An 11517-nucleotide genomic window follows, 5' to 3' on the forward strand; every position below is an offset into this window, starting at 1 on the left:
GGGTATACTTCAATGACAATTTGAAGTATGTAACTAATTTCTGTCCCAAAATGTTTTAAAATGTATCTGCACTGTGATAAGCATAGGTATCCTAATTCTCTTAGAAGCTGGATATAAAATTTGCAAATAAAGCTGTTTTTCAAATTACCTCTACCAATAATTGATTAGATCAAAAAAAGTTCAATAACTCTCTGTAATATCTACATATTAATAATTTTTAATATATACTGGTTGCATAAAAATTTAACTGCTCTAGGAATGTGTATGAGCGTCAACTTTGATGTTGTTATCGCAAGTGATGATTACTCTGTAGATATGAATTCTGGACTCGATACGCTTAAAGGGGCATCTGAGGCTACCAGACAGATCGCAACTACAATTCTTGAAAAACGCGTGCCAGAGAGACTATCGAGTGAAAGTAAAGTTCGAACAAATTTAAAAAAGAGCTTTAAAGGCTCTTTTGGTCAGCAGTTCTCTATTGATATCTATGATGTGGATGTGCAGAAGAGATTCAATAATATTGGTAAGACGGCATTTGTGGAGCTGATATCTTATTTTATAAATGAAGCTCTTTATCAAGAAAGTCTTGAGCTTTCCCCAAATGCTAAAAAAATTCTAAAAGATCTTGGGATTGAACTCGAAGAGAATTTAATTAAGCAACTGCAAAGAAGCTCTCTTGATCACTTACACACTGTATCTAATAACTTTAATCAAGATGTAAAACTTAGGTATAGACAGAGTAGAGAAAAACAAACGATCTTAGCTAAAGTTAACCGCGCAACACATGCAACTTTACAACCACGGACAGACAGAGTTAAGCGAAACATCACTGCAAGTATTACTCGTCTTAATATTAATACTGGTAATGGTCGGCTTCAAATACAAGATGCAGATGAAACTGTTGCATTTGGATTCCCTGCAACGAAGAAGTATCTAGAGCTTAAAGTAACATCCAAAACGCCATTTTCTGAAAACTTGCATACAAATAACAGTAAACCAAGAGAAGAATGGGAAACCCTACAACTTATTGTCCATACGCAAACTACAAGCACTGGGCGAATAATCAAATATATTGTTGAGGATATTATTGATGCCTAATAAGTATTCAATTGTAGCTATCAGTTTGATGGTTATAGTCGTTGCTTCTTATGTATTCCAGTTCTATTTCAATCTGGGATATGAGATCTCAGATCAGCCCTCTGATTGGGTTGATTTTGGTGATTTCTTTAATGGACTTGTTAGTCCATTGCTTAGCTTTGTGTCTTTGGTATTATTGATTCAGTCCTTGAATCTACAGAATCAAGCCAATACAGAGCTTAGGGCTGAGGTACAACTGAATCATAAAAACGAACAGTTGAGATCATTTGAAACTTATTTCTTCGGGCTAATAGAAGCGCAGAGGGCTTCGTTTGCTAATTTCGAATTGAAGTTCAAGGAAGAGGAAGGTATTAAAATACTGAGAGGAGTCTGCGCTATACGAGAGCTTGAAGATCGGATTGAAGCTTTTCGGGAGCGTGCCGCACAAGATACTGAAATAGAGGAAATGTTAGATAAACTTGACCAAGACGAGCACATCTATAACACGATTCGAGTTTTCTATAATATCGTGAAAATGATTACCGAAAGACTCAGTGATACAAACCAGTTTGATAAGACAATTAGAATTGACCAGTTTCAAACTCTGATCAGCTTTACCGAGTTCTCTCAACTAAGACTTGTAATGATCTGTATGCAGTTTATGGATTACCCATCGGCGGACTACCTAAAGAACAACCATGAGTTCATGGCTGTACTAACTGAGCTAGGTGGTGGAGCGGATCAATACTAGTTTTTTTAAGAGTATTAACAGTAGCTGGGGATATCCCCAGCTTTCCCTGCAATAGATAGAGTTTTATGTAGTTCACTAACCTTTTTAGGCGGGGAGTAGAGGGGATGATTTTGTTTTTTATCTATAGAGCCCTTCCGTAATTTAGCTTTATCTAATGTAACTTGGCCCCAACTCATTTCTGTCCCTAATATTCAGACGGGCATCTTGCAGTGGTAATAAAGTCATATATTAATATATAGAAATACTAACATTGTAATTGTAATATATAAGGATATATATTAATTGTTGAGTTTCGTATGAAAGATGAATCGAAAACTATTTGTTTTGTGATTATGCCTATATCTAATCAAGTAGGTTATGAAGATAAGCATTTTCAATATGTTTATGAAGATATAATTATACCAGCTGTAAAAGCTGCTGGCATGGAGCCTCTTCGAGCTGATGAAACAAAAAATACAAACCTGATTCATTTAGATATATTAAAAAACGTTATTAAATCACCTATGGCCATTTGTGATATGAGCGCAAAAAACCCTAATGTATTCTATGAATTGGGGTTAAGACAAGCTTTCGATTTACCAACTGTTTTATTAAAAGATGACAAGACAGAAGCTCCTTTTGATATTGGTGGTTTGAGATATTGTGATTACAGTAGTTCAATGAAGCATCGGGATGTAAAAGATGCAATTGAAAGATTAACTACCATGCTCTTTGACACTTATAAAAAACGAAATGATAAAGATGAAGTTAATTCACTTATTCGATTACTTGAATTAACTACGCCAGCAAAAGTACCTACAAGCTCTTTATCAGGAGAGGAGAAAGAGAGTGCTTTAACTATGCTTAAATTGGATAGTTTGATTAAGAATGTTGATGATCTTAGCCAAAAGTTGAATAAAGCAGATGTGTATATATCTAAAGCAGAGTCAGATGCTGTTCGTTATAACACCCAAGTTTCAGGATTTCTTGCTCGTGATATAAGAAAATTTGATGACGCAAAGGTTTATTACACTGAAAATAGTGAAAGGTTAATGCAGCGACTTGAAAAGAATAAGTAGTTTATTGAAACTTACCTGATCCATTTAGTAATAAGTAAGACGTATCCTCAATAGGGATACGGCCTTTTTATATTTTATCTTAGGCTGCGATTATTTTTTTGCTCTGATCTTTATATGACAAAAATATATTGTGGAGCCATAATTTATAGTAGTTACCCTTACTTTTCCTAATACTTTCTAGTCGAGATAGAGCAAATAATCTAAGCAGTTTTTGTCCATTTATGAGTTAGCTATTATTGGCTAACTCATTTATTGATCGTTATTCTTTATCTATTACCATCGTAACACGGCCAATCACTTTAATATCTTCTTGTGCAACTTCAATTGAAGAATCCCCAAAACTCATCGCTAACTTCTTACCCGGTAAACGCTGTAAATGATTAACTGAAATAGACCCGTCAATGTCAATTAAGTATCGACCAGACGCTGGGTTTACTTCTTGGGTATTAACAAAAAGTAATTCAAAACCATTTTCAATGACTTTGGTATTTTGAATATCGATGTCGTAATGATTTAGTAATGTCACATCAAAGCTAACATCACCACTATCTTCAACTAATACACCATTCTGTAATTTGGTTCGAATAAACGTTTTTGATTGAGTGTTTTCAGCTGAATTTACTTGGAAAGGTTCACCTTCATCTAGAAGTAACCATCTTAATGATAATCCTGTAGCCAAATGAACAATAATAGATATTTCAAATGGCGTCGTATCACGCTGCAACCACGTCGAAATAGTACCTTTTGGAATTCCAAGTCTTCTTGCGAGTCCTGTGTCAGTAGTCTCACCAAGTATTGACTTCAATTTAATAATGTAGTCTTTACCGCCTGAATAATTAAAGCGCTTCAATTTATCTTGATTGTTAGTCATTTGAGTCCTATAATCTTTCCGGTGAGTTACTTTTGTATCGAGTGAAGGCGATAAGTAACGAATGAAACGTTCATAACTTCTTAGGATACCACTATGCTGCAATATCAAATAGCAATAACCACTCCATTTGTTACGGTTGACCAATATTGCATCCTTACAGGGATGGCAAAGGGCACTGTTATTGATTACATCCGTAAAGGCCGAATCTTCATTAAGAAGAAAGAGCTACCACGTGAAAAGCCCCTCATTAATATGGTTGCCATGCATCAACTTGCTTTAAAGGAAGCAGAGCTTCAAGTGGGGTAGCGTGTGTACGCAAATGCCTTATTAGAAACCATAGGCCAACTAATTATGAGTCATGGATTAAGGAGGTAAGGCGGATTTGACTGATAAATCATGTCTGCTTTGCTCATTTGAATTGTTGCATATTCAAGGTCGATAACAATGTATGCCGCTGATCCCGTTAAACACGATGCTTTTGAAAGCGCAGCTATACGGTTTGCTGAGAAAGAGAACCTAGAGCAAATCGCAATGGAATGCGCAATAAGACCACAGATCCTTCGGAACAAACTGAACCCTAATCAACCGCATCAATTAACCGTGCGTGAGTTGATGCTTATTACTAAACAAAGTGAGAATTGTGATCTCGTCAATAGCGTGTTGTTGGATTTGGATTTAACGGCAGTACGTTTACCGTCGAAAGGTGAGGGTAAATCACCTGTTATGGCAGCAATGGCGATCAGTAGTCACACCGGTGATATAAGCCGCCATCTTGCTGAAGCTGAAAGTACTAAACGCTTAACGCGACATAGGAAAAATCAAATTGTCACTAAAGCTCAAGCTGCTATGCGTGAATTAGCTTTATTGATGAACGATGTTGAAAACCGTTGTCAGGGTACTACGCCATTTATTTCGATGTGTACCGACGCGGTGATGAACGGTTTACCCATTCCCGGTTGGGCATAAAGGAATAGATAATCATGGCACAAACTCAACGAATCCCGACAGTGGAACAATCATTAGCTAATATACATGCCTTGTTCGGTAGCCAGTCACATGTAGGTTTAGTGTATGACAATTTACAAGAAGACTTTAGACGGGCTATTTGTTCAGCCGCTCGTTTAACTAAAGCGCATATAAATATGCCCCTTGCTGATATGGATGAAGTATCGCGGGCAAAGTTACATCGTGCCATCAATACATTAGCGGATGCATTAAAGCCATTAGCTAATCGTTCGTTGAAAGATTTTAGATAAATATTTTAGGTTGTTTAGGGGGCTGTATGAATAAGTTATTAGAACAAGCACAACAAATTGCAATAGATGCAAATAAATTAAACCGTTTAATTAAACATGAGGGTAAAGAAGTATCTCCTGCAGCAAGTTTAATTACTGAATTATCACAGTTAGTCTTTGAGCATAGAGAAAACCACAAGCTACTCCTCTCATTAAATATTGATTCATTTAATATTTCATCACAAAGTGGTGTTATTGATTTTAATATTCATGAATATATAAAAGAAAATAGTGTGGATATTAGAGTTTCATTGCAATCACCCACTTTAGTTGATGAATTACTGTCATATAGAGATCAAGTTCTGATCAATATTGAGTTGGCACAGCAGCAAGTTTTATTACAAAGCGAGCAATATGCATGAACTATTTAGCGGCGTTTATTAATAAAGACGGTGATTTTGTTCGTGATAATGAAACAGCAGAGGTAATGAATTTGTCTTTGGGTGAATTTGAACGTCGCGTTTTAGCGATTGAATCTGCCAAAATATCATTGCAATGCGAATTTGAAATCAATGGTGTACTTGTTAAAGGGAATAACCAAGGTGGATTTTTGGTGTGTGATACACAGGAGTTTGCTCAGTTATGATGAAATTTTCAGAAAATAAATTATCCGGGCTTATGTCCGGATTTTTTTCAACTCAAGAAATTAGATTATGTACTGGTGCATCACCGAACTTAATCAATGAAGCTGAATTCTTTTTACAAGATCACTCAAATGATAAAGTTTTAAAACAAGCATTACATTATTTTGATCCAAGATTTCCACGAAACTTTGCCCCGCAGGGCAGTCGCGAAGCGGCTGGGGGTAATAGCCTTGTCCAGCGGCGCAAAAGTCCGACAAGGGAGGAATTAGCGCAAAAAGGGGCTAAGGCGACAACAAGAGCTAAGAAGCAACGTCTTAAGCAATGGGGGCATTTGTTTAAAAAAGTGAAAGCTCATCGTGGTGAGAATGTCAGGTATGAACTCGCACCTAAACCATTACCGTTTGAGCCGATTAACCTCAATTGGCAACACGATCCAATGGGATGCCTCAATGCGCATGGATTCGTTCAAAATGCGCCGGTTATGGCTCGGTTATTTCATCGTGATTGGTCAAATGAATGGCGTATTCGATTACAAGCCCAATCTCGGCCATCAACTATGCCACCCGCTCAATCTGGTGATAGGTTTACGGATAAGTTAACAGATGGTGCCGTGCGTAAAGTGTTTGAATCGGGTGCGTATGTTCAAGCATTACGTGGTGGTTACACTACCTTTGGTACGTTAACGTTTACTGAAGAACAGCGGGAGAAAATTCTTACCAGTAAACCCCAATCTAAAAATAGAATTAAACCAGGAGTACGGGGAACTATTGTTGTTATGAGTCCTCATTCCCGAGAGCCGTATCGTATTAAAGCTTCGGGTTTATTTTCATGGTTAGATGATATGGGAAAAGAAGGTGAGCTGGCCGCCATTAACCAAGAAGCGATTAAGCCAACTGGTGAGGTTGATGATTTTGGTCGTAAGATATTTGATATTGGTGATCCCAGTATCAGAGCAAGTGGACCATGGACAAAAATTCGTGCTTATCACCCTGATTCAAGTATTGGTACTGAAGTCAGTCGCTTTATTGATTTAGCACAGAAGATGTATCAACGTGGTTGGACACCTGATTATATGCCTGTTCGAGTAAAGCGAGGACAGGAACGAGTAAAACCTGCAGGTACAAAATGCGGTAATGTTATTGCTGATGGTCCTTTTACGCCTATTCGTCGTGGTGATTGTAAAGATAAGATAATTCAGCACCCTCGTTGTAAACAAATAAAGAAAGACGTGTTTAAAATTGGTGCAGTCCCTCTGGATTATTGTTGGGTAGCTGAAATGCCAGCTAATGAAGATGGTGAGCCAAACCCTCATGTTCATATTTTATTACGTTGGCAAGTACCTAAAACCCACTTCTTTGCATGGGTCGGACGGTTAGAGCGTATTTGGGGTAATGGTTTTGCCAAAATAGAACGTATTAAACATGCTAAAGCGGGTGCATCATATTTAGTGAAAGCCGTAGGTTATACAGCTAAGGGAAGTGATGGTAATCAAGGTTTGATTCGGGGGAACCGTTACGGTATTGGTGCCGTTTCAAGAGCAAAAGACTGGGAAGATATGGGGAGTTTTATTGCTGATAATATGGCCGCAATTATTGCTGAATGTGAAGAGAAACTGGCACGTAGTAATGCACATTACAATGCGGTGGTTATGCATTCTCAAATTAAACTTAATAAAGCCAAAAAATATTACCAAATTAATAAGAATAATAAGAAATTAACGGCAGAAATTAAAGCGCAACGGGCTGAAAAGCTAACAGCTAGAATGCTTGAATGTGATAAGGCAATTACAGAAGCAAAAGATGCTAAACGTCAACGCGGTGTCATTGCTGTAGGCCATTATCAAATTACATTTACGGGTGATAACGCCACACAAAAGTTTGATGATTTTTTAGGATGGGCATTTAATAATCGCCAATGGCAAGCCAATACACGAAATGAAGCTATTAAAGTTGAATTAGAACAGAACAAAGCAGCGCTAGTTGAAGTGATGAAGGAAGAGCATGCTGCATTACAAGATAATTTGGATATTACAGATCAGCAGTTAGAGCGTTTAGCTTATCTCGATAATCGTTTAGATAATGTACATAAAGATATTAACTATGCTCGCTTATCAAGATTACGTATGGCAAATACATTAAAACAACAGCGTAGCTATTGGCGCCATTATTCTTCAACGTTATCTGAAAAGCGTTCAAGTTTGGATTATTGGACGTCATTTTTAAATAGGTATGAGTTGGAAACTGATTGTGACGACTGGGATACTTGTATGACTATTGTGCATGAAAACGACTTAGGATGCATAAGTAAAAATAATAGGATGCCTGTTTTTTAATGTATATATACCTGAAAACTATACATAGGCACCAGTACTACTGTATATTAATACAGTAGTTTGTGAGGGTATTCCTATGGATAAAAACGAACAATTAACAGAAGCCATGGATTTTATTATTGAGGCTATTGCTCAGAGTACTGATGAAAATAGTAAAGCAGAGATAGGCTATTACTTAGCAAATCTGGTAATTATGGATCACCAACAAGAATTTAGTGCGCGCAAGAAAAAGCGCTTAATGGTGTTGCTAAAAAAAGCGGATGAAATAAAAGCAATGAGGTAATACTAATTATTACCTAGAACATTGATAATTGATTTTGTAATTGTTTTATTTTTTCAGGTGATAGTACTTTGATTAATGAAACAATTAATTCATCCGTATTTTTTGCTGAAGGGCTAAGTGTGTGACTAAAACCAAGCGACATAACAAAAGAGTGTCCACATTCAGGATCTGAACATGAGCAATATAAATCGGCAGAATCTGTTGAGAACCAATTGGTCTTACTGATTCGAGCATTTTTACCACATTGATTACATTTAATGCGCATAGCCATATGAATAATCCTCACTGTTATATCACTCTAATTTTAAATTAAAATGAGTGCTATTAATATGATTTTATTAATAAATTAACCGTCTAGAGTGTTATTTTTAGTCTCGAAATGACACTGTATTTTAGTGTTTGATACTATTTCTTTATCATTGTTAATTTCATCTGTAATGATGTCACAAACAGGTATCACCTCGTTTTGTTGATAAACAACATCATATTTTAAAGGGTCGCCTAATCCTGCTGTATTGGCTGGAATTATACCTGCAAGACCAGGGGGGAATCGGTGTGCGGCCAACACGTCTTGTGCTGTTATTTCTTTGATCGCTTTAAATTCATCTTTAGTCGCAATATCACCTACGGGAATGAGTTGAATGCCTTTTTCTGTGCCATTCGGAATATTAACAAACATAGAACGAAAATTGCCGACGCCTTTGGAGCTTGCGATGGTTTTTTTCATTTCCTCTTCATCTTCTGCAGATAAGTTGGGATCCGTGGCATAGAAGATAAATCCCATATGCGCCCCGTTAAGAAAATACTTACGGCGAAACATGGTGGCATCATTATTAAGTAGCGCTGATTGCACGCCGCCTAAATAATCAGGTACCCCATATTTATCTTGATAAGGGTCATACTGAGCAATAAAAATGATGTCGTTCGCGGGATAAAGGATATGTTTACCGTCTTGTTGTAATAGCAACCAATCACCATTTTTCTTTCGACGCATAAACATTGATGGCAATGGATACAAGCGTGTAATACGACCGACACGATCACGTATTTTAAGTATGTGACAATCACCAAATTGGATATAGTTTTGGCAGATAGCTTTCATTTGGCGTTTACGTAATCCACCGCCACTAATAAAGCGGCGTGAAATCATATTGGCACGTGAATGCACGACTGCAGAGTGATAACCATTGGTTGAAAGTAGTTTAGCAAGGCCAATCCGTGAAATTGGTGGCGTATAGAACTCACTAAAAGCATCATAAAAGACCCCCATGTAGTCGGCCATGCTGTTGCCTAGTGTGTTTTCAACACCACCAAAGCTAAAATGTAGTGGTTTATTCTTGGTTGTTTCCGTCATTGAGTTACTGTCCATGTTGATTTACGTTGTTTTTGGTTTAGGGGCTCTTTGGCGATAGCATGCGCGATAGCAAAAAATACATCAGCGTGACCGGTAGCTGCATCGCGTGAGGCTTTAAAGGTCATTGCATTTCCACTGCCCGTGGCGGTACGCGTGATGGCCATAAATGACATCAAGACATCTTTATGCTCTGCATCAAAAGCCAAACGGTTATCTTCGATTACATCAATCATCTTCATGACTAATCTGTTTTTTGCCTCAACACTGTAATGAATCGGCATGGTTTCGCGCGGAAAAGCTTCTTGAAGTAATTCATACACGCCGGCACCAATACCTGTGATATCGACCCCAATATGAGTGACGTTATAACGTTGAAAGAGCTTCTTTATTTCATTGACTTGGTATTTGAAATTCAGTCCACGCCATGAGAATTTCTCTAATAGCCTGAACTTTTCAGGGGCAAGAATAGGGGGAGCGATTGCCACTAAACTGGCATTGTCTCGGGTTCGACTTGGATCATATCCTAGCCATACTTCACGGTTACCAAATGGCCGTGCTGCTGTCGGTTTAAAATCCTTCCAATGACTGGCATCCACCATGGCTTGTTCAAGTTTACTGAAACTAAAGACGCTATGGCTGTCATCGACGAATATACACATGAACAGGTTTTGAAAATCTGATTTATTGTATTCGTCTCGTAGTTCGTCAATATCAAAAAGAGTACAGCCACCATTGACTGCATCTTCAATGGTAACAATGTAGCGCCATTGCCTATCTGGGCATCGAATTCCTTTTTGCATGGCTTCAAAGCTAGGGAACTCAATGGTTTCTCGTGCTTTACGACCTTGTCGCCATTCATCACCAGTCCAAAAACCATAAGCAGGGTGAGCTTTTGTTGATGGGGTTGAAAAATACGTTTTGCGCCACTTGGTATGGGTGGCCATTGCAGAGGCTAATTTGTTGAGCTTCTTAAATTGCGGGATCCAAAAGTATTCATCGATGTAAACATGCCCGTGATATGACTGCGCGGTGTTACTGTTTGTCGATAAAAAGTGTAATTCTGCATTTCCATGGGCTGTTTTTAGCACCATAGGGTTACCGCTAAGTTCAATATCGAAAAAGGTTTTTGCCATCGATATGATGTAACGGCGGAATACTTCGGCTTGTGCTTTTGATGCACTTAGAAATATCTGGTTATCACCGGTTAATACTGCATTTTCAAACGCTTCCCCTGCGAAGTAATAGGTCGCACCAATCTGGCGTGATTTGAGGATGTTACGAATACGCTCCCCAAGGTTCGCCCGCATCACTTGTTGATAAGCAAATAAGGAGTCATTCCATTCAGTGAAGTCAGCGGCTGTTAATTGGCTAACATCATTTTGGGTGGGCTTTGTTTTTTTCTTCTTCTCTTTATTGGGTCGAGGGGATGAAACGGGAGGATGATTGTTATCTTGTTCATTGTCTGAATAAAGGGATTGCCCACGGAGCTTTTTGAGCTTGAGTTGGTGATCCATTAATAAGCTCATTTCTTTGAGCTGCATGTCATTTTTTTCAGGTAAACCGACTAACAAAGCATAACGACGGGCTATCGCTTCGTCGGCTTGCTCTTCCCGTAACATATCGCGCCACCCATGTTTATCAGCCCAGTGATAAATAATGCGTGACGAATTAAGCCGCAATTCTGCAGCAATTTCTTTGGGCGTTAACAACTTCAAATAAAGTCGTTTCGCTGCCTCTTTTATTTCAATTGAATAAGCCATGACGCAATATTACCTGTAACAGTAACGCTTTTGACGGGTTTGTGTTCGGTGTTTTTCTATTTTGTTGCATATCCGAATGCGCCTGAACGCAATTGAGTGATCTAATGGTTTTGGTTGCGTATATTTGTGTTGCAGGGAAAAGAAACATCATT

At 38.1% G+C, this 11517-nt stretch carries 14 protein-coding genes; 10 read left to right on the forward strand and 4 right to left on the reverse strand.

Translation table 11 applies throughout. The features are described from left to right. Positions 1 to 264 precede the first annotated feature (264 nt). The 3 genes from VXS03_RS14010 (at position 265) to VXS03_RS14020 (ending at position 2886) form a co-directional block, all read left to right on the forward strand. A complete protein-coding gene (locus VXS03_RS14010) occupies positions 265 to 1098 on the forward strand; it encodes a hypothetical protein (protein ID WP_327764404.1) in 834 nt (277 codons plus the stop codon). Then, positions 1091 to 1828: a hypothetical protein gene (locus VXS03_RS14015; protein WP_327764405.1), complete on the forward strand. Its 738-nt coding sequence runs from the start codon at positions 1091 to 1093 to the stop codon at positions 1826 to 1828. The genes VXS03_RS14010 and VXS03_RS14015 overlap by 8 nt, the downstream gene beginning before the upstream one ends. A 296-nt stretch (positions 1829 to 2124) precedes the next feature. Further along, positions 2125 to 2886, forward strand: coding sequence for a hypothetical protein (locus tag VXS03_RS14020; protein WP_327764406.1), 762 nt, complete (start codon positions 2125 to 2127; stop codon positions 2884 to 2886). 259 nt (positions 2887 to 3145) lie between these two features. Here VXS03_RS14020 and VXS03_RS14025 read toward each other — a convergent pair whose 3' ends face one another. Beyond that, positions 3146 to 3757 (reverse strand): helix-turn-helix domain-containing protein, encoded by a 612-nt coding sequence (locus VXS03_RS14025; protein WP_327764407.1) that lies wholly within the window; start codon positions 3755 to 3757, stop codon positions 3146 to 3148. 93 nt (positions 3758 to 3850) lie between these two features. Between VXS03_RS14025 and VXS03_RS14030 the strand changes: the two genes are divergently transcribed. The 7 genes from VXS03_RS14030 (at position 3851) to VXS03_RS14060 (ending at position 8251) form a co-directional block, all read left to right on the forward strand. After that, entirely contained in the window at positions 3851 to 4063 is a 213-nt protein-coding gene (locus VXS03_RS14030; protein ID WP_045029659.1) for a hypothetical protein, read from the forward strand. A 138-nt stretch (positions 4064 to 4201) separates the two neighbouring features. Next, the gene (locus tag VXS03_RS14035) at positions 4202 to 4723 is read left to right on the forward strand and encodes a phage regulatory CII family protein (protein ID WP_045029657.1); all 522 of its coding nucleotides are present in this window, start codon (positions 4202 to 4204) and stop codon (positions 4721 to 4723) included. A 14-nt stretch (positions 4724 to 4737) separates the two neighbouring features. Then, on the forward strand, positions 4738 to 5013 hold the full coding sequence (locus VXS03_RS14040; protein WP_327764408.1) for a hypothetical protein: 276 nt from the start codon (positions 4738 to 4740) through the stop codon (positions 5011 to 5013). Positions 5014 to 5039: 26 nt separating this feature from the next. Further along, positions 5040 to 5414, forward strand: a complete 375-nt coding sequence (locus VXS03_RS14045; protein ID WP_327764409.1) for a hypothetical protein — start codon at positions 5040 to 5042, stop codon at positions 5412 to 5414. After that, a complete protein-coding gene (locus VXS03_RS14050) occupies positions 5411 to 5638 on the forward strand; it encodes a hypothetical protein (protein ID WP_065167605.1) in 228 nt (75 codons plus the stop codon). The genes VXS03_RS14045 and VXS03_RS14050 overlap by 4 nt, the downstream gene beginning before the upstream one ends. Beyond that, a complete protein-coding gene (locus tag VXS03_RS14055) occupies positions 5635 to 7968 on the forward strand; it encodes a hypothetical protein (RefSeq protein ID WP_327764410.1) in 2334 nt (777 codons plus the stop codon). Before VXS03_RS14050 ends, VXS03_RS14055 begins: the two co-directional genes overlap by 4 nt. 76 nt (positions 7969 to 8044) lie before the next feature. Further along, the gene (locus tag VXS03_RS14060) at positions 8045 to 8251 is read left to right on the forward strand and encodes a hypothetical protein (protein WP_080156239.1); all 207 of its coding nucleotides are present in this window, start codon (positions 8045 to 8047) and stop codon (positions 8249 to 8251) included. Positions 8252 to 8264: 13 nt separating this feature from the next. On the opposite strand, the gene VXS03_RS14065 is transcribed toward VXS03_RS14060, so the two are convergent. The 3 genes from VXS03_RS14065 to VXS03_RS14075 form a co-directional block, all read right to left on the reverse strand. Next, a complete protein-coding gene (locus VXS03_RS14065; protein WP_080156571.1) occupies positions 8265 to 8516 on the reverse strand; it encodes an ogr/Delta-like zinc finger family protein in 252 nt (83 codons plus the stop codon). Between the two features lie 81 nt (positions 8517 to 8597). Continuing rightward, on the reverse strand, positions 8598 to 9605 hold the full coding sequence (locus tag VXS03_RS14070; RefSeq protein ID WP_327764411.1) for a phage portal protein: 1008 nt from the start codon (positions 9603 to 9605) through the stop codon (positions 8598 to 8600). Beyond that, positions 9602 to 11365, reverse strand: coding sequence for a terminase large subunit domain-containing protein (locus tag VXS03_RS14075; protein ID WP_327764412.1), 1764 nt, complete (start codon positions 11363 to 11365; stop codon positions 9602 to 9604). The genes VXS03_RS14070 and VXS03_RS14075 overlap by 4 nt, the downstream gene beginning before the upstream one ends. Positions 11366 to 11517 lie beyond the last annotated feature (152 nt).

Source organism: Photobacterium sp. S4TG1, assembly GCF_036040035.1.
Classification (GTDB): domain Bacteria; phylum Pseudomonadota; class Gammaproteobacteria; order Enterobacterales; family Vibrionaceae; genus Photobacterium.

Excerpts from the sequence above, each read along its gene's own strand:
- VXS03_RS14030 (WP_045029659.1), top strand. The coding sequence starts at position 3,851 with ATGCTGCAATATCAAATAGCAATAACCACTCCATTTGTTACGGTTGAC.
- VXS03_RS14055 (WP_327764410.1), top strand. The coding sequence starts at position 5,635 with ATGATGAAATTTTCAGAAAATAAATTATCCGGGCTTATGTCCGGATTT.
- VXS03_RS14025 (WP_327764407.1), bottom strand. The coding sequence starts at position 3,757 with ATGACTAACAATCAAGATAAATTGAAGCGCTTTAATTATTCAGGCGGT.
- VXS03_RS14060 (WP_080156239.1), top strand. The coding sequence starts at position 8,045 with ATGGATAAAAACGAACAATTAACAGAAGCCATGGATTTTATTATTGAG.
- VXS03_RS14015 (WP_327764405.1), top strand. The coding sequence starts at position 1,091 with ATGCCTAATAAGTATTCAATTGTAGCTATCAGTTTGATGGTTATAGTC.
- VXS03_RS14050 (WP_065167605.1), top strand. The coding sequence starts at position 5,411 with ATGAACTATTTAGCGGCGTTTATTAATAAAGACGGTGATTTTGTTCGT.
- VXS03_RS14040 (WP_327764408.1), top strand. The coding sequence starts at position 4,738 with ATGGCACAAACTCAACGAATCCCGACAGTGGAACAATCATTAGCTAAT.
- VXS03_RS14035 (WP_045029657.1), top strand. The coding sequence starts at position 4,202 with ATGTATGCCGCTGATCCCGTTAAACACGATGCTTTTGAAAGCGCAGCT.
- VXS03_RS14070 (WP_327764411.1), bottom strand. The coding sequence starts at position 9,605 with ATGACGGAAACAACCAAGAATAAACCACTACATTTTAGCTTTGGTGGT.
- VXS03_RS14045 (WP_327764409.1), top strand. The coding sequence starts at position 5,040 with ATGAATAAGTTATTAGAACAAGCACAACAAATTGCAATAGATGCAAAT.
- VXS03_RS14020 (WP_327764406.1), top strand. The coding sequence starts at position 2,125 with ATGAAAGATGAATCGAAAACTATTTGTTTTGTGATTATGCCTATATCT.
- VXS03_RS14065 (WP_080156571.1), bottom strand. The coding sequence starts at position 8,516 with ATGCGCATTAAATGTAATCAATGTGGTAAAAATGCTCGAATCAGTAAG.
- VXS03_RS14075 (WP_327764412.1), bottom strand. The coding sequence starts at position 11,365 with ATGGCTTATTCAATTGAAATAAAAGAGGCAGCGAAACGACTTTATTTG.
- VXS03_RS14010 (WP_327764404.1), top strand. The coding sequence starts at position 265 with ATGAGCGTCAACTTTGATGTTGTTATCGCAAGTGATGATTACTCTGTA.